The following is a 16,670-nucleotide window of genomic DNA, read 5'->3' as shown; positions in this document are numbered from 1 at the left end:
CGACCTGACATGCTTTCCTGAGGGCCTCACTTCAGGAGGCAGCCATGGGCGCATTGGATGGGAAGGTCGCGATCATCACCGGAGGCAGCACTGGCATTGGACTGGCCATCGCCGAGCGTTACGCCAGCGAAGGCGCCGAGGTCGTCATCGCCGGACGCAACAAGGGCCGCATGGACGAGGCCCTCTCGCGAATCGGGCATGGCGCCCGGGGCGTGGTGACGGACGTGGGTGACGAAGCGCAGGTCCAGCGCCTGCTGGCCTCCGTGCCCCGAGTGGACCTGCTGGTGACGTGCGCCGGCGGCGCCGTGTTCGGCCCCGTGGAGACGGTGCCGATGAGCGCCTGGCAGGCCCTCTTCAATGACCGCTTCTTCGGCCAGCTCTCCGCGGTCCGCTACGCCGTCCCGAAGATGCCCGAAGGCAGCGCCATCGTGCTGTGCTCGGGAATCGCCGGCCATGCCGCGCTCGCCAACTACGCGGGCGGCGCGGGCCTGTGCGGCGCCATCAACGCCATGGGCCGCTCACTCGCCATCGAGCTGGCCCCGAAGGGCATCCGGGTGAATGTCCTGTCCCCGGGCCTCACCCGAGACACCGCCATCGACTGGGGCGTTCCCGCCACCCAGGTGGGCGCGTTCCTCGACACGCTCGCAAGCCACGTCCCCATGAAGCGCCCCGGCGTCCCCCGCGACATGGCGGACGCCGCGTACTTCCTGGCGACGTGCGCCTACGCCACCGGCATGGTGCTCGACATCGACGGCGGCTGGACGGCCGTCTGAGCGCCGCCCCCGGCTCCGGCATACCGGGGCCGGCGTCCCCCGTTCGACGAGGGCCTGCGAGGACATGACAGACAGCGGGGCACGGACGCGACGCTCACGTCCATCAGAGGGCGGGCTGCTCGCGCTGCTTCAGGACATCCACCTGCCGCTGGAGCGCCTGCAGCTCGTGGAGCTTCCCCCGCAGCTCGTCGCGCAGCTCGCGCATGTCCGTGTGGAGGACTTCGTCGTGCAGCTCCTCGATGCTCTCAGCCAGACAGGCATGGAGGAGACGAATCTGCTGCTCGGAGAGCTCCAGGACCATGGGACACCTCGCTGACAGCGGAAACAGCGGGTGCGAGCGCGCGTGCGTCTGCTGCTCCCAATGCCTGACGCACAGGCGGTCGCGGAACACCGTGAAGCCTATCACGTGCTCGCGCGCCGCTCCCGGCGCCCCATCCCACATGTCTTGGAAAGGTGTTGGCTGTCCTACATACGCACGCGGCGCCTCCGGTCAGGAGGCGCCGCGTCATCGACGCTGACTAGCGGAGCGCGATGAGGGAGGCCACGAGCAGCGAGACGACGCTCATGACCTTGATGAGGATGGCAACGCCAGGGCCCGAGGTGTCCTTGAACGGGTCGCCCACCATGTCGCCGACGACGGCGGCCTTGTGGACATGCGAGCCCTTCGCGTGGCCCGGCAACTTGCCCTTCTCGATGTACTTCTTGGCGTTGTCCCAGGCGCCGCCCGCGTTGGCCATGTAGAGGGCCATGGTGGCGCCGACGACGAGCGCACCGGCCAGGAGGCCCGCCAGGGCGCTGGGCCCCAGCACGTAGCCCACCAGCGGCGGGGCGACGACGGCGACGAGGCCCGGGAAGATCATCTCGCGCAGCGCGCTCTTGGTCGCGATGTCGACGATCTTCTTGGGGTCGGGGTCCGCCTTGAGCTCCATCAGGCCGGGAATCTCGCGGAACTGACGGCCAATCTCCTCGACGATGGCGCCCGCCGCGCGACCGACGGCGAGCATGGTGGAGGCGCCCACCATGAACGGCAGGATGGAGCCGAGCAGCATGCCCACGATGACGTTCGGGTTGGTCAGCAGCAGGCTCATCTCCGGCAGACCGGCCGCGACGCGCGTGTGGTTGACCTCCAGGTTGAACGCCGAGAAGAGCGCGATGACGGTGAGCGTCGCCGAGCCGATGGCGAAGCCCTTGCCGATGGCCGCCGTGGTGTTGCCCACCGCGTCCAGCTCGTCGGTGATGGCGCGGACCTCGGGGCCCAGGCCGGACATCTCGGAGATGCCACCCGCGTTGTCGGAGATGGGGCCGTAGGCGTCCACCGTCATCACGACGGCGGTGCCACCCAGCATGCCCACCGCGGACAGCGCGATGCCGTACAGGCCCAGCGCCTGGTCAGCGATGTAGGCCACCAGCGCGATGGTGGCCATGGAGATGCCCACGCTCTCCATGCCGACGGCGAGGCCGCGGATGAGGTTGGTGCCGGCGCCGGTGATGGACGCCTCCGCGATGCGCTGCACCGGGGTGGAGGACGTGTAGTAGTCCGTGACGAGGCCGATGATGGCGCCGCCGAAGGCGCCCGCGGCCAGGGCCACCGTGATGTTCTGGGAGAGGCCGAACACGTTCATCATCACGAACGACAGGCCCACCAGGATGACGGGAGGGAGGATGAGGGCGCTGCGCAGCACCTGCGCGGGGTTCATCTTCTTGAGGGCGCGCGCGATGAAGATGCTCAGCAGGCTGACGATGAGGCCCACCGCGGACAGCACCAGCGGGAGCACCACGCCGGCCACCTTCGCGCCGCCCGTGGCGGAGGAGTCCACCACGAGGCGGGAGAGCTCCGTGGCGTTGGCCGTCAGGGCAATCGCCATGGCGGCGACGATGGCGGCCACCATGGACTCGTAGATGTCGGCGCCCATGCCGGCCACGTCGCCCACGTTGTCGCCCACGTTGTCGGCGATGACGCCGGGGTTGCGCGGGTCATCCTCGGGGATGTTCTCGATGACCTTGCCGGCGATGTCGGAGCCGACGTCCGCGGCCTTGGTGTAGATGCCGCCGCCCACGCGCGCGAAGAGCGCGATGGAGCTGGCGCCCACGGCGAACGAGTGGAGGATGGGCGACAGCTGCGCGTGGCCCCGGAAGAAGTAGTAGACGCCGCCCATGCCAATCAGGCCCAGGCCGGCGACGGCGAGTCCCATCACCGCGCCGCCATCCAGGGCGACGAGGAGCGCGTTCGGCTTGGAGCCGGTGCGCGCGGCCTGCGCGGTGCGCACGTTCGCGAACGTCGCGGCCTTCATGCCGATGTAGCCCGCGAGCAGCGACAGGAACGCGCCCACCACGAAGCTCACGCTCGCCAGAGCGCCGAGTGCCCAGCCGATGAACACCGCGATGACCGCGCAGTACACCGCGAGCACCTTGTACTCACGCACGAGGAACGCCATCGCGCCTTCGCGGATGTAGCCCGCGATGCGGTTCATCGTCGCGTCGCCGTCGGGGAGTGCCTTGACCCGGAAGTAGAAGAACGCAGAGAAGAGCAGTCCCACGGCGCCGATGACACCCGGTGCGATTGCCCAGAAATTCGACTCGAGACTCGACAACTCCATCCAATCCTCCAGAGCAGTCCCCGGGGCTCAAATCCCCCCTCTGGGGCGCTCGCGTGCAGCGCACGTTGCGAGCAGGCCCTATACGGGATTTCCACCGAGTCTGGGAGCCTTCTGGGAGCAAGCACGAGAGAGGACGGCCCACCAAGGGAAGGGGCCGACGCGGAGGGACGGAGGGGGCCTCATGGCGCCCGCCTTCCCGCTTCCGCTCACGTTGTATTCACTCAAAGTACGACTGGCGTCGCATCCAGCGAGCCACGGGAGCTGTTGCTCACTGCTGTTTCATCCCAGGCCCCGCGTCGCCAGCCCGCACTGTGAGCAAAATCCAGGTCTATGTTTCACCGGCGGGGAGGCATGTCGACTTCGACACCCCACCGGGTCAGCGGGCTCAGGGATGGGTGGAGTGGTCGCCACCCTTCCCGCCGCGCCTCAATCCGTTTATCTCGAATTCTTATACTCCCGGGTGTATCAGTGGTCCCCCTCGGAGATTCGGGCCCACCGCCGCGAGCGGGTGGAGCCGCCCTGGGGCTCACCGGGAGGTGGCGGGCCACGCGAGCATCGCGGCGTCGATGATGGCGCTCAGCTTCTCGACGGAGGCGCCATCGCGGGCCTGGATGGAGAGGCCCTCCAGCACCGTGGTGTAGAACGCGGCGAGCTTCTCCACGGGGGCGGACCTGGGGAGCTCTCCCGTGGCGATTCCGCGCTGGAGCCGGCGCTTCAGCGCGCGCTCACCGCTCAGCCGGTTCTCCGCGAGGAACGTCCGGACCGCCGCGTTCTCCGGTGCGCCCAGGAGCGACGCCAGGACAATCATGCACCCGCGCGGCTTGTCGGCGGCGGTATAGGCCCGCGCATTGGCGCGCAGCATGTCCTCCACCGCCGCGCGCGCGGAGGTCGCCTCCTCCAGGCTGCGAGTGACGTGAAGGCCCTCGGTCCTGTCATAGAGCTCCACGGCCTCGCGGAAGAGGTCCTCCTTGCAGCCGAAGATGGAATAGAGGCTGGGCTTGTTGACGCCCATCGCCTCGACGAGGTCCTGGATGGACGTGCCCTCGTAGCCGCGGGCCCAGAAGACGCGCATGGCCTCGACGAGCGCCTCATCGCGGTCGAACCCCCGGGGCCGGCCCATCACGGAGGCGGGCTTCTTCTGCTTCGGCTTCTTCGTCGTCATCCGTCGATGGCCCTCAGGCCCGCGACGCCGATGCCAATCAACGCCAGGCAGACGATGCGCGCCACCGAGACCTGCTCACCGAGGAACACCATGCCACAGACCGCGACACCGGCCGCGCCAATGCCGACCCAGACCGCGTAGGCCGTTCCGACAGGCAGGTGTTTCAGCGCGAGCCCCAAGAGCACGAGGCTCGCCAGGGCGATGCTGATTCCCAGCACGCTCGGCCAGAACCGCGTCAGCCCCTCGGCCCGCTTGAGCGCGAGCGCCCAGACGATTTCGAGGGCCCCGGCCACCACCAACAGAAGCCACGCCATCACCACCTCCGACTGACACGTGTCACGCGGTGAAGCCCCCGTCGACCGCGATGGAAGCCCCGGTGATGAAGCGCCCGCTCGGGCCTGCCAGATGTCCCACGGTGGCGGCGATGTCCTCGGGGAGGGCGAAGTGCTTGACGGCCATGAGCGCCAGCTCGCCCGAGACGTGGGGGCCATCCGCCGGATTCATGTCCGTGTCAGTCGACCCGGGGTCGACGACATTCACCGTGATTCCGCGCCCGCCCACCTCCCGCGCCAGGCCCTTCGTCAGGCCCACGAGCGCGGACTTGCTCATCGCGTAGAGGGTGACACCGCCATAGGGCACGCGCTGCGCGAAGCAGGAGCCGATGGAGATGATGCGGCCACCGTGCGTCATGTGGGCGAGCGCGGCCTGAGCGGCGACGAACACCCCTCGGACGTGGACCGCCAGCGTCCTGTCTATCTCCTCCAGCGAGACGTCTTCGAACGGCCCGGACGGGAAGATGCCGGCGTTGTTGACCAGGATGTCCAGGCGCCCCAGCTCCGCCGCCGCGCGCTCCACGCCTCGCCGGAGGGCGTGAGCGTCACCGCTGTCCGCCTGGATGGCCACGCCCCGTCGGCCCAGCGCCGCGAGCTCCTCCACCAGCGCCGCCGCCTTCTCCCCGGAGTTGGCATAGGTGAAGGCGACGTCCGCGCCACCGCTGGCCAGATGCCGGACGATGGCCGCGCCGATTCCCCGCGTGCCGCCCGTCACCAACGCCGCCTTGCCGCTGAAGTCCGCCATGCACACCCCGACTTATGAACCGGTCGGTTAAAATATCCAGGGTCCGAGGCCGCCCCGTCAACACTTTTTAACCGACCAGTTCAAATGTCCGCGTGGGGTGTCCCCTGGGTGTGAATGACTTCCCATGGGGAGCACGCCATGAGCAGCGCCACCGCCCGGAGAGGCCTCGCGGGCGGAGCGTCTGCATGGGCTTCAGCGGTTCGAGGCCGCGGGCTTCTGGGCGGGCTCCTGGCGCAGGAGTTGGACGGCACGCTCCAGCAGTTCATCACGGCCCGCCTGGAGTCCCGCCACCGTGGGCCGCAGCTTCACGTCGGGCTCCAAGCCCTTGCGCTGCAGTTGCCGGCCGTCCCCGTGGAGCACTTGCTGACCGGTGAAGTAGAAGGTGACGTCTCCGGGCAGCACCGCCTGGGTGACGTCGCCATTGGTGCCCGCGGTGGCGCTGCCCAGGAAGACGGTGTCCGCCGCGGCCTTCAGCATCAGCCCGGTGTGCTCGGCATGGCTGATGGTTCGCGAGTCGATCAACGTCACCGTGCGGCCCCGATACTTGGGGACGTCCGACTCCCGCAGCCAGTCGACGTACTTCACCCAACCGATGTTCGACGCTGCTCCCGAGACAGGGCGCAGGTACCAGGCGAAGGGGCGTGAGCCCTTCACATCGAAGTAGGGCCCGAGCGCCCACATCGTGCCGCGTGGATAGGCGCGCAGGTCGAACACGATGCCGCGCGTGTCCTTGAGCTTCTCGAACATCGCGGGCACCTCCTGGACCTCCAGCTTCCCCAGGTCCACCAGGCCGATGTTCCCCTCCAGCAATCGGTAGGACTCCGCCTTCGAGGGGGGCAGATTCCGCCGAGGCGTGCGGATGAGCTTCGCCTCCTTGGGCCCCTGGGCACCTCGCACGCCCAGGACGGCGGTGGAGCCCGCCTCGCCGCCGAGCGCTATCAGCAGGGTCAGGTCCCTGTGGTAGCTGGCCAGGGAGGTCGCCACGTAGGGGGCGAACCGGCGCGCCCGTGCGTCGATGGGCTCCCCGTCGACCTTCTCGATGACGTCGCCCAGGGCGAGCCCCGGCGCGGAGGCCGCATCGGTGATTCCCACCACCACCGCCTTGCCGTCGAGGTCCGTCACCCAGACCGGCGGGATGGTGCCGAAGAACCGCTGGAGCTCCGGGTGGCCTCGCACCATCGCATGGGCGTCCTGGAGCCAGGTGGTCGCCTCGGCCAGCGCGAGCACATACGCCTTCGCGTCCTTCGCCGACTCCAGCTTCTCGAGCAACCCTGGCAGGCGACCCTCCCAGGGCTGGTCCATCAGCTCCTGGTAGGCGAAGAAGAAGCGCACCACCGTCCACAGCTTGGCCCCGGCCAAGAGCCGCAGCTCACGGGAGGGATAAAGCGCGTCCTGGTAGTTCGGCTCCTGGCGCCAGGGGGGCGTGGGCCGGGGGAGCGCGGCCGAGGCCTTCGGCTTGGGCGGAGGGCGGGAGGCCAGCAGGAGCGCCTGTCGCATCCCTTCATCCGGGCCCTCCAGACGGACACGCGCGGGGCGACTCACGTCTGCTTCGAGGGGCAGCACCGGTTCGTCCATGCTCATCAGGGCGCGGTATCCCTCGCCCAGCGGCACGTCGTCCTGGTTGTTCATGGCGCCGTCATCGAGCGGGCCTTCGGCGACCAGGAGCGCCTTGCCGCGAGCGCGCAGGGCCAGGACGGACAGGTCGATGGCGGAGTCCCCGTCGACCAGGAAGACGAGCAGCGCGGGCTTCTTGCCGGGAGTGCCCGTGATGACGTCGTCCGTGGGCACGCTGAACTCGCTGCGGTAGAAGCCCTGCATGCCATCCTGCTGCCGCAGGCCATTGTGGCGAAGGCTGCGCAGACCGGGAACACGCAGCTCGCCGTCGACGAGGTGGGACAACACCGGCGCCACCATCCAGGCGAGGCCGTAGCGCTTGAGACCGCGCATGCGCAGGTCCAGCACCACCGCGCGAGCCTTCGCCGCGTCCGCGTCCAGCGTCGCCTCCAACTCCTGCAGCGAGGCCTGTCCCTTCTCTCCCAGGAGGTTGCGCAGGTCGAGCACGAGGACGTCCTTCTCCCAGCTCTTGAGCGCGCGAAGCGTGGGGGCCGGGCCGGAGACGGCGGGGGGAGTCTCAGGCTCCACCCGCGTGGCCGGGTCTCCCAGGGCCGCGAGCATGCCCTGGACCGCGGCGGCATAGGACTCCGCGTCCCGCGCCGCCTCCACCTTGGGCAGCGCGGAGAGGAAGGCGGCATCCCACTCGGCGGGCATGGAGAAGGCCCGGGGATGGCGGAACCGGACGTCGCCCCACAGCTTCACCAGGCGCACCCGGCGCTCGGCGCGGAGCGCCTCCGGAGAGGAGGTCGTGGTGGAGGCGGCTTGTGCGCCGGCATCTCCGGTGAGGAGCAGCGCGCCCAGACACAGCAATGAGACCCATCGCAGCCAACGGCTCGTCATCATGTCCCCTCCAGTCACGCAAGCGCATGGGGGTATCCCAGGTCCGTGGGGTCTCCGAAAGAGCCAGGCTGGGAGAATGCGACCCGCGCTCCTCGCCCTCGTCCTGTTCGCCACGGCTTCTACATCCTGTAGCGCCACGGCCGGGCGCTCCGACCCGCCCACGCCGGAGGACTTCTTCCGCCGCCCGGACCGGGTGCAGATCTTCATCGCGGACATGGTGGGGCCGGGGAGAGGAAGTGTGGCTTCAACCCGGACATCGCCTTTCGCTTCTGGATGGGTACGACGTTCGTGGACGTGGTGACCTGCTTCGGTTGCCGGCAGCTCATGTTTCTTGACGCCAAGAACAATCTCATCGCCGACGCCGGCTTCCTGGACGGGTTCCCGGTGATGCAAGACATCGCGAAAAGCACGTTCCCCGAGGGCGGGTTCAACCAGGGCTGGTGAAGGCAGGAGCCGTGCGGGCGCCCCCGCGGGCTTCGCTTCAGCCCGCATGGGCATCCGTTCGACGATTCCTTGCGGGCGATGTATCTGTCACTTCAAAGACAGAGCCATGACCCTTGTCGACAGTATTGCCGATGAGTTGACACGTCGATGATGGCTTCGACATCCGGCCATCCAAAACCATACAGCACCCAGGGCTTCCCGGACGTCACCCGAGAGGAAGACCATGCATTCTCACCGAGACGTTTTCACCGGCACTTCTCCCGCTGTCTGGCTGCTCCTGCTGTCAATTCCACTCCTGTCGGCCTGTGGAACAGGGCCCGATGAGGCGAGCATCGAGGAGGACTCCTCGAATCAATCCCTGTCCGGTATCACCTGCGTGACGTTCCGACGCGGCGTCAACGGGACGGTGGCCGACACCACGATTGCCTCGCTGACTCCCAATGCGAACTTCGGATCCCTGCAGTTGAACGTGGACTACCTCAATCCCATCCTCCTCACCTCCCGGCAGGAAGCGCTCTTGAGGTTCGACCTCAGCTCGATTCCGGCCAACGTCACCGTCAACTCCGCCACGCTCCAGTTGTTCGCCGTGGCGCAGCTCAACGCCGTCACGGTGCATGCGGCCACCGCCGCCTGGGACGAATTCACGGTGACCTTCAACAGCTTCAATCAGCAGTTCAACCCCACGGTGCGAGCCACCATCCCTCCCGCCGCCCTGTCGGTGCGGAACGTGAATGTCACGGGATTGGTCAGCGACTGGGTCTCCGGCAGCCTCGCGAACAACGGCTTCCTGCTCGACACCGCCGCGACGGCCGTCTCCATCCCTTCCATCTTCTACAGCGGCGAGAGCACGGACGTCGGCAATCGACCCGGGCTGGAGGTCTGCTACACGCCCCCTGAGTGCGCGCAGACCAACGGACAGTGCGGCGGGACAGGCTGGTCGGGCCCCACGTGTTGCCAGGGTGGCTTCACCTGCACGTATCTCACCGACCTCTACAGCCAGTGCCTTCCCGGCTGACCGGGACTGTCGGTCCGCGCTGCCGCGGCGCCTCGGTTTGTCGAGGCGCCGCACGCAGTCCGCTGCTCGCTCAAGGCGTCAGGGCGAAGTGCCCGCGCTGCTGCTTCGCAGGAGCTCCGTCATCAACTCCGTCCAGAGCACCTGACGCGCGGCCGGGAGCTGCAGGCGCTCGAAGGGTTCGCCTTCTTGAGAGAGTGTCAGCACCCAGCCATCGCCTTCCGTGGGGTCCAGCGTCCACCGGCCAGGCCCCACGTCTTGCGCCAGGGCCGTCCGACGGGCGAACGCCTCCACCACCGCGCTGGCGAGCCGCGCCGCATCCTGGCCGGGCACGTCCACCGTGAGCGGCGCCCAGGTGTCCAGGATGCGAAAGCCCTTCACCGCGGGCACCTCGAAGAGGAAGAGGCCCTCGTGCTCGAAGCGTCTCCGCAGTGAGGGCTGCTCGGGTGCGCTCAGCACCAGCTCGCGAGCCGCCCGGGCGTAGGTGTCGCGGTGGGGCCAGTGCTCCCAGCAGCGGCGGAGCACGAAGGCACGCGACAGCTTCGCCCACTCCGGGAGCACCGTCGGCGAGACGAAGGGAAGCTGCGCGGCGTCGGCGCGCTGGGCGATGGGCTCGTCGCAGAGGGCGCAGCGGGTCCTGCCGGGGATGAAGAAGGACATGGGGGCCTGTTCAGGTGCCCGGCGTCACCCAGCCGAGGACGGGATGGAATTGGCGGACGACGTCGCCCACCGTCATGGGGACCGTCTTCATGGTGAAGCGATAGACGGTGCCGTCGATGGTCACCATGTAGCTGTATCGCTGGTTGAGAAACAACAGGGCATCGACGTCTTCCTTGCTGATGAACTTCGCCATGCCGGAGCCCCAGTCGTCCGGGTGCGAGTGCATCAGCAGCTTCTTGGTGTTGGCGGGGAGCGAGCCGCCCTTGTACGAGCCCAGGTCCACCAGGGCGCGGGTGTTGTCCTTGAGGATGACCAGGGCATGTTCGCGGCTGGTGTGCCGGGTGAGCGCGGCGAGGTCCGTCGCGGTCACCTCGCGCTTGCCTATCTTCGCGACCCCACCTCCCTCGGCGAGCCGGGTGATGAAGTTCTCCTGCCGCGCATCCAGCACCCCGCCACGCAACACGGGGCCGGGGTCCTCCGCCACGCCGGAGGCCACGCGGGGCTGCTCGGCGTGCTTCGGGGCATCCACCTTCTTCAGGCCCTGCTTCGCGGCGCGGGCCGCATCATCCGCGGGCGTCGCCGAGAGGCTGGTCGCCAGCTTCCGCCGAGACGCATCCGGCAACACCTTGCCGAGCTCCGCCGCCTTGTCGGCGAACTTCGCGACCCGGGGGAACGTGGACAGCAGCTTGGCGAACTTGCCCGCCTTGCCCGCCCACTTCAGCATCGTCGCGCCGCCGGACAGGAACGCCATGGCGATCTCCGCCAGGGCATAGCCCACCAGCCACCCACGGAAGTGCCAGCGGGTGAGGAGGCTGGGGTCGTTCCACTTCTTCACGAAGGAGTCCAACCCCGCCGCCACGAGCTGCTTGACGTCGAGCTTCTTCACCAGGTCCCAGAGCCCCTCCGCGTCGGAGAGGATGTTCCCGGTGAAGAGGCTCTTCACCACCTTCCAGATCATCTCGCCCAGGTCCACCAGGCCCGTCAGCAGGTCCCACACCGACTCGAGCGCGCCGTGCAGGAGGCCCGCGATGAAGGCGGCGCCACCGACGACGAACTCCACCGCGGCCTTCACCGCCGACTTCACGTCCTGCCACAGCTCGTAGCTGATGGAGCCCGAGCTCACCTTGCCCCGGAGGCTCTGCGCGAACTGGAGGCTGGGAATCCAGATGAGATAGCCCTCGCGCGTCTGGGTATCGGCCCAGTCGTTGCTGCCGCCCGGCTTGTAGATGCCGCGCGGCCCGTCGCCCTGGTTGGCATGGACGAGGACGTTGACGTAGAAGCGCTCGTCCTGGCCCCAGGAGATGGCGTCTCCCTTGTAGTATTGCTTCACGATGCGCAGCGCGCTCTCACCGGAGCGGATGCGGTGCAGCGTCGCGCGGGGCTCGGGCTGGTTCGTGTTGATGAAGTTCTTGAAGACGTACCCGTAGCTTCCGTCGTTGAGCGTGACGAAATACCAGTCGCCCGTCACCTCACGGCTGACGAACAGCGAGGTATTGAAGGGAAGCCGTCTCACGATGGCGCCATCGGGAGTCTGCCGCAGGTTGACGCCGTCCTCGTTGGAGACGACGCCCAGCTTCCGGATGTCTTTGCCCTCGCGAGGAGGGCCGGAGAGGCCAGGGGACTCCTGCTTGCGCAACAGGCGCGGTGTGCCGCCCTGCTGGGTGACGTGGGTCAGCTCGTGCGCCAGCAGCTGTCGTCCTGCGGGGTGATGAGGCTGGTAGCTCCCCCGCCCGAAGACGATGTGAGAGCCCAGGGTGTAGGCGCGAGCATTCCAGGCGCTGGCGGAGGAGGACGCCCGGTCGTCGGTGTGGATGCGGACGTTGGAGAAGTCGAACCCGAGGCGGGCTTCCACGGGAGCGCGAACGCCTCGGGGGACTGTCTGGCCTGGGCCCATCCCTGGCGGTGCGGAGGTGGCCGCCGCGATGGACGCGGGTCCTCTCCTCGCGGGGGCACTTGAGCCGAGCGTCGCGGCGGTCCGGTCCGCAGCGGACTCCAGGGCTTGCTCTCCCACACCTCCCGAGCGGAGGACGTGCGGGGAAGAAGGGCTGTCAGGTGAAGGGAGGCCGGAATGCACTCTCATGGCGGGAGTGGGCCGGAATACGGCGGCATCCGACATGCTGCCCGGCGCACTCGTCCGAGGACCTCGTTCGGCGCGTAGCTTCATCCGTGGCCTCCCCCTGCACGACAGGATAGCGCGGGAGCGCGTGGAGCGTCATCCCAGGCTTGGATGTCATTCTTTCGGGGTGAGCCGTAAGGACACCGTGCATAGGGCAGAGCTCCACCGCGGCCTGAGCCGGGGCCGCTTCAGGGGCAGGCGGTCCCGGTGTAACGTCGCGGTCAGCATGGACGCCCGGGTCACCTTCATCGAAGAGCACGTCGCTTGATTCGCAAGGCCTCCGCAGGTCGCTGCTTGCTCGTGGTGGGCGCCGTCCTGCTCGGTAGCCCCCGGGCCCACGCGGAGCCGCCAGCCGTGAGCGCGCCCGCGTCGCGCCCCACGTTCTCCTCGGACTCCCTCGTGGGCGTCGTGGTGGCCAGCTACGCGCTGGACCTGACCTCACAGCAAGAGGGCCGGCTGCAGGTGCTCAAGGCGCGGCTGGGTGAGCGTGTCACCGCCGGGCAGGTGGTCGCTCAACTGGAGCTGGAGCCGCTTCAACTGGAGACGGCCGCTCGACAGGCCCAGCTCCAGGCCGCCCAGGCCGAGGTGAGCCGCACCGGACTCCTCTTGCTCCAGGCACAGCAGCGGCTGAAGCGAGAGCAGAGCATCCGACAGTTCACCGCCGCCGAAGCCATGGAGACGGCGGAGACCGAGGTCGCCCTGGCGAAGGTGAACGTGGAGCTGGCCCAGGCGCGCGGCGCTGAAGCCAAGGCCCTGCTCGACGCCTCCAGCCGGAATCTGGAGACAGCCCGGATTCGCGCGCCCTTCGCGGGCCGCATCACCGAGCTGTACCAGGTGCCCGGTGGCCTCGTGGGACGCGCCACGCCCATCCTCCGGCTCGTCAGTGAAGAGCTGAAGCTGCGCTTCGCCGTCCCAGAGCACCTCGCTCCCTCGGTCCGCGCGGGCACGCTCCTCCTCGTGCGCCTGCCCGCCCTGGGGCTGACGCTGAAGGCCCAGGTGGAGAGCCTCGCGCCCGAAGTGGACCCGTCCTCGCGGCACCAGAAGGCCGAGGCCCGGCTGCTCATCGACGGAGCGGTCCGCGAGCAGCTCGCCACGGGCCTGCTGGCCGAGGTGGAGCTGACGGCCGCCCCGGTCTCCAAGCACACGCCCTGAACGCGCGCCCCTCAGCCCACGAGCTTCTGCTGCGAGGCGCGGTCCTGCTGGGCGACCATGTCGTGGTAGCGCCCGCGCAGCGCCATCAGCACGTCGTGCGTCCCCTGCTCCACCAGCCGGCCCTGCTCCATGACGAGGATGAGGTCCGCGTCGCGGATGGTGCTCAGCCGATGGGCAATCACCACCCGCGTGCAGTTCAGCTCCGCGATGGCGTCCTGGACCGCCCGCTCCGTCTTCGTGTCCAGCGCGTTGGTGGCCTCGTCCAACAGGAGAATGGCCGGGCCATGCACCAGCGAACGCGCCAGCGCGAGCCGCTGTCGCTGCCCGCCCGAGAGCGAGTGCCCCATGTCACTGAGGACCGTCTCGTACTTCATGGGCATGGCCATGACCTCGTCGTGAATCTGTGCGCGACGGGCCGCCTCGAGCACCTTCTCCAGCGGCAGCGTGGGGTCGGAGTAGGCGATGTTCTTCCGGATGTCGCCCTGGAAGAGCGCGGGGTTCTGGAGCACCGCGCCCATCTGCCGCCGCACCTCCCGCAAGTCCAGCTCCCGCAGGGAGATGCCGTCGTAGCGGATGTCCCCCTGCGTCGGCAGGTAGAGCCCGAGCAAGAGGTTCGCCAGCGTGGACTTGCCCGCGCCCGAGCGGCCCACAATCGCCACGAACTGCCCGGGCTGGATGTCCACGCTGACGTCCTGGAGCACCGGCGTGGAGCGGCTCCCATACTGGAAGGACACGTGGGATACCTGGATGCCCCCCTGGAGCTTGTGCGCGCGGCGAGGCGTGTCGTCCGACTGCTCGGGACGGGCCTGGAGGATGTCGTCCACGCGGTCCAGGTAGCTGCCCACCAACTGCAACTGGAACGCGGTGGCCACCAGGCTGGAGATGGGCGTCAGGAAGTTCCCAGCCAGGGCATTGATGGCCAGCATCTCTCCCAGCGAGAGCTGCCGCTGGTCCAGCACCAGCCACGTCCCCACGGCCAGCGTCGCCAACGGTGAGGCCATGCGCAGCATGGCGGTGAACGAGTCGGTCAGCGCCGACAGCCGGCCCCGGTCCAACGAGACGTTGAGCACGTCCACGTAGAGGTTGGACCAGTGCTGCACGGCCCGGTCCTCCAGCCCCATGGCCTTGAGCGTCTGCATCCCGTTGAACAGCTCCACCTCGTAGTTCTGCGAGCTGGCGTTCACCTCCAGGCTGCGCGACATCAGCTCGCGCTGGCGCTTGCGCGCGAAGAGGAAGACGAGCACCTGCAGCAGCGCCAGTCCCAGCACGAGCAGGGCGAGCTGCCAGCTCCCGAAGAACAACAGCACCAGGTAGACGATGACGAGCGTGCCATCCAGCACCGCGGACAGGGCCCCCGACGTGAGCAGCTCCCGCACCGTCGCGTTGCTGTTCAGCCGGCTCATCAGGTCGCCTGTCGAGCGCAGCTGCAGGAACGAGAACGGCAGTCGCACCAGGTGGTCCAGGAAGCCCACCGTCATCCGAGCATCCAGGTAGGTGCGCAGGTGCAGCAGCAGATGCGCACGCACCAGCGAGGAGACGAACTGGAAGACGACCAGCAGTCCCATGCCCCCCGCCAGGATGGCCAGGAGCGTGGTGTCTCCACTGGGGACCACCCGGTCCACCACCGCGCCGGTGAGCGAGGGCAGCGCGAGCGCGAACAACTGCAGGAGCAACGACATCACCACCACGCGCCGGAGCGTGGTGCCGCGCTCCGTGAGCAGCCGCAGGTAGCGGCGGGGGCCGGGCTCCGTGCCGCCCGTCTCGAAGGTCTCCGACGGCTCGAAGAGCAGCGCGACGCCCGTGAAGGACTTGCGGAACTGCTCCATCGGAACGACGCGGCGGCCGAAGCCGGGGTCCACCAGCTCCACGCCCTTGGAGGTCAGCCGCTCGAACACGACGAAGTGGCGGAACTCCCAGTGGAGGATGGTGGCGGGCTCCAGCAGGTGCAGCTGGTCGATGTCCACTCGCGCTGCCCGGCCCATCAACCCGAAGCGCTGACCGGCCTCCAGCAGGGCCAGCGCGCTGACGCCTCGCAGCGACAGGCCCGTGGCGACATGGACCTCGTCCAGGTCGATGCGCCGACCCCAGTAGCCCAGCACCATGGCCAGGCACGCGGCGCCGCAGTCCGTGGCCGACATCTGCGACACGACGGGGACGCGCTTGCGCCGCAGGTGCTCGCCAATGCGGCCCAGCGCGGGGAAGCGGTCGAAGAGGGAGCCTGCCTTGTCGTCGTCTTCTTCAGCCACGCGGTCTTCCGAGGAGCTCGAGCACGGGCAGCAAGGTCAGCCAGCCGTTGCGCGCACGCACGCGCACCCAGGCCACGCCGGGCATGCCCGTGTAATACGAGTAGCTGCGTCCATCGACGTCGAACGTCGCGCCCGGCAGCTGCCCCTCCACCGCCACGTGCGGGCCCTGCAGCGGCAGCGCGTCACCCAGGCCGGGGCCCAGGTAGCGCCGCACCTCGGCGGGTCCCACCAGCTCGTCGCTGACGGACGTCACCTGGAAGTACTGGTACACGTAGGGGAAGCCGGCCACCTCCATCCGAATCTGCTGACCGGGCTCCAGCATCGGCCGGTACTGCCCGGGCACGAGCGCCAACGCGAACACCTCCGAGCCGTCCTGGAGGATGGAGGCCACCGCCTGCCCCGCGCTCAGGTACTGGTTCTCCCGCACGCGGACGTCGTGGATGCGTCCGCTGACGGAGGCTCGGAGCACGCGCTCCGACAGCCGCGCCTCGCTCAGGTCCACCTGGCTGCGCAGCGAGGAGAGCGTCTGCCGCGAGCTGGCGTCGAGCGGGTTCATCAGGCCCGCGGCCAGCTGCGAGCGGAACTCCTGCGTCATGCGACTGCGCTCGGCCTCTTCCAGCGGAGAGTGCAGCTCCACCAGCGGCTGTCCCGCCTGGACGTACTGCCCGCGCTTCACGAGCACCTTGCTGACCCGCCCCGCTGTCGTGACCGTCAAGTCCTCCAGGCCCCGGACCTGGATGAGCACGGGCCCCGTCGCGTAGTCGTTGATCTCCACCACGGTGAGGACCACGCCCAGGATGAGCGCCAACACCAGGACGAGCCAGTACGTGACGCGCGCCCAGAACGGGTCGAGGAGGAGCACGGTCCCCCGAACCTCGGGGCGTGCGTAGTGGTCGAGCGCTTCCTGTCGGAAGAGGGACGACTGGTGCGGTTGCTCACTCATGGATGCGGTCTCGGTCCGACGGCTCGGGACGATA

Annotated in this window: 14 protein-coding genes; 4 read left to right on the top strand and 10 right to left on the bottom strand. The window is 68.7% G+C overall.

Features of this window, described 5'->3' with window-relative positions; all coding sequences use genetic code 11:
* Positions 1–44: 44 nt before the first annotated feature.
* On the top strand, positions 45–773 hold the full coding sequence (locus tag LZ199_RS27625; protein WP_253996759.1) for an SDR family NAD(P)-dependent oxidoreductase: 729 nt from the start codon (positions 45–47) through the stop codon (positions 771–773).
* Between the two features lie 103 nt (positions 774–876).
* On the opposite strand, the gene LZ199_RS27620 is transcribed toward LZ199_RS27625, so the two are convergent.
* From LZ199_RS27620 to LZ199_RS27595, 6 genes are all read right to left on the bottom strand, one after another.
* Positions 877–1,074, bottom strand: a complete 198-nt coding sequence (locus tag LZ199_RS27620; protein WP_253996758.1) for a hypothetical protein — start codon at positions 1,072–1,074, stop codon at positions 877–879.
* Positions 1,075–1,291: 217 nt separating this feature from the next.
* Positions 1,292–3,370 carry a sodium-translocating pyrophosphatase gene (locus LZ199_RS27615; protein WP_253996757.1) on the bottom strand — a complete coding sequence of 693 codons (2,079 nt, stop codon included), beginning with the start codon at positions 3,368–3,370 and terminating at the stop codon, positions 1,292–1,294.
* A 526-nt stretch (positions 3,371–3,896) separates the two neighbouring features.
* A complete protein-coding gene (locus LZ199_RS27610) occupies positions 3,897–4,532 on the bottom strand; it encodes a TetR/AcrR family transcriptional regulator (protein WP_253996756.1) in 636 nt (211 codons plus the stop codon).
* Positions 4,529–4,846, bottom strand: a complete 318-nt coding sequence (locus LZ199_RS27605) for a DMT family transporter (protein WP_253996755.1) — start codon at positions 4,844–4,846, stop codon at positions 4,529–4,531. Before LZ199_RS27605 ends, LZ199_RS27610 begins: the two co-directional genes overlap by 4 nt.
* 22 nt (positions 4,847–4,868) lie before the next feature.
* On the bottom strand, positions 4,869–5,609 hold the full coding sequence (locus LZ199_RS27600) for an SDR family oxidoreductase (protein ID WP_256569478.1): 741 nt from the start codon (positions 5,607–5,609) through the stop codon (positions 4,869–4,871).
* Positions 5,610–5,801: 192 nt separating this feature from the next.
* Entirely contained in the window at positions 5,802–8,066 is a 2,265-nt protein-coding gene (locus LZ199_RS27595) for a S41 family peptidase (RefSeq protein WP_253996753.1), read from the bottom strand.
* A gap of 285 nt (positions 8,067–8,351) precedes the next feature.
* Here LZ199_RS27595 and LZ199_RS27590 point away from each other — a divergent pair, with 285 nt between their 5' ends.
* Both LZ199_RS27590 and LZ199_RS27585 read left to right on the top strand, forming a co-directional pair.
* Positions 8,352–8,507: a hypothetical protein gene (locus LZ199_RS27590; RefSeq protein ID WP_253996752.1), complete on the top strand. Its 156-nt coding sequence runs from the start codon at positions 8,352–8,354 to the stop codon at positions 8,505–8,507.
* 223 nt (positions 8,508–8,730) lie between these two features.
* Positions 8,731–9,522, top strand: a complete 792-nt coding sequence (locus LZ199_RS27585; RefSeq protein WP_253996751.1) for a DNRLRE domain-containing protein — start codon at positions 8,731–8,733, stop codon at positions 9,520–9,522.
* Positions 9,523–9,600: 78 nt separating this feature from the next.
* Here the strand turns inward: LZ199_RS27585 and LZ199_RS27580 are convergent, their stop codons facing one another.
* Positions 9,601–10,179: a hypothetical protein gene (locus tag LZ199_RS27580; RefSeq protein WP_253996750.1), complete on the bottom strand. Its 579-nt coding sequence runs from the start codon at positions 10,177–10,179 to the stop codon at positions 9,601–9,603.
* Between the two features lie 10 nt (positions 10,180–10,189).
* Complete coding sequence (locus tag LZ199_RS27575) at positions 10,190–12,073, bottom strand: eCIS core domain-containing protein (RefSeq protein WP_256569485.1); 1,884 nt, start codon at positions 12,071–12,073, stop codon at positions 10,190–10,192.
* A gap of 486 nt (positions 12,074–12,559) precedes the next feature.
* Here LZ199_RS27575 and LZ199_RS27570 point away from each other — a divergent pair, with 486 nt between their 5' ends.
* Positions 12,560–13,447, top strand: coding sequence for an efflux RND transporter periplasmic adaptor subunit (locus tag LZ199_RS27570; RefSeq protein WP_253996748.1), 888 nt, complete (start codon positions 12,560–12,562; stop codon positions 13,445–13,447).
* Between the two features lie 11 nt (positions 13,448–13,458).
* On the opposite strand, the gene LZ199_RS27565 is transcribed toward LZ199_RS27570, so the two are convergent.
* Positions 13,459–15,693, bottom strand: coding sequence for a peptidase domain-containing ABC transporter (locus tag LZ199_RS27565; protein ID WP_253996747.1), 2,235 nt, complete (start codon positions 15,691–15,693; stop codon positions 13,459–13,461).
* Positions 15,686–16,636 (bottom strand): efflux RND transporter periplasmic adaptor subunit, encoded by a 951-nt coding sequence (locus LZ199_RS27560; protein WP_253996746.1) that lies wholly within the window; start codon positions 16,634–16,636, stop codon positions 15,686–15,688. Before LZ199_RS27560 ends, LZ199_RS27565 begins: the two co-directional genes overlap by 8 nt.
* Between the last annotated feature and the right edge of the window lie 34 nt (positions 16,637–16,670).

It is taken from the genome of Myxococcus qinghaiensis (assembly GCF_024198215.1).
Taxonomy (GTDB): domain Bacteria; phylum Myxococcota; class Myxococcia; order Myxococcales; family Myxococcaceae; genus Myxococcus; species Myxococcus qinghaiensis.
This window is presented reverse-complemented; position numbering and strand designations above follow the sequence as displayed.

What these genes read in the sequence shown, in the direction of transcription:
- LZ199_RS27600 (WP_256569478.1), bottom strand. Translation starts at nt 5,609, where the DNA reads ATGGCGGACTTCAGCGGCAAGGCGGCGTTGGTGACGGGCGGCACGCGG.
- LZ199_RS27605 (WP_253996755.1), bottom strand. Translation starts at nt 4,846, where the DNA reads ATGGCGTGGCTTCTGTTGGTGGTGGCCGGGGCCCTCGAAATCGTCTGG.
- LZ199_RS27610 (WP_253996756.1), bottom strand. Translation starts at nt 4,532, where the DNA reads ATGACGACGAAGAAGCCGAAGCAGAAGAAGCCCGCCTCCGTGATGGGC.
- LZ199_RS27595 (WP_253996753.1), bottom strand. Translation starts at nt 8,066, where the DNA reads ATGATGACGAGCCGTTGGCTGCGATGGGTCTCATTGCTGTGTCTGGGC.
- LZ199_RS27625 (WP_253996759.1), top strand. Translation starts at nt 45, where the DNA reads ATGGGCGCATTGGATGGGAAGGTCGCGATCATCACCGGAGGCAGCACT.
- LZ199_RS27580 (WP_253996750.1), bottom strand. Translation starts at nt 10,179, where the DNA reads ATGTCCTTCTTCATCCCCGGCAGGACCCGCTGCGCCCTCTGCGACGAG.
- LZ199_RS27615 (WP_253996757.1), bottom strand. Translation starts at nt 3,370, where the DNA reads ATGGAGTTGTCGAGTCTCGAGTCGAATTTCTGGGCAATCGCACCGGGT.
- LZ199_RS27560 (WP_253996746.1), bottom strand. Translation starts at nt 16,636, where the DNA reads ATGAGTGAGCAACCGCACCAGTCGTCCCTCTTCCGACAGGAAGCGCTC.
- LZ199_RS27585 (WP_253996751.1), top strand. Translation starts at nt 8,731, where the DNA reads ATGCATTCTCACCGAGACGTTTTCACCGGCACTTCTCCCGCTGTCTGG.
- LZ199_RS27575 (WP_256569485.1), bottom strand. Translation starts at nt 12,073, where the DNA reads ATGGGCCCAGGCCAGACAGTCCCCCGAGGCGTTCGCGCTCCCGTGGAA.
- LZ199_RS27620 (WP_253996758.1), bottom strand. Translation starts at nt 1,074, where the DNA reads ATGGTCCTGGAGCTCTCCGAGCAGCAGATTCGTCTCCTCCATGCCTGT.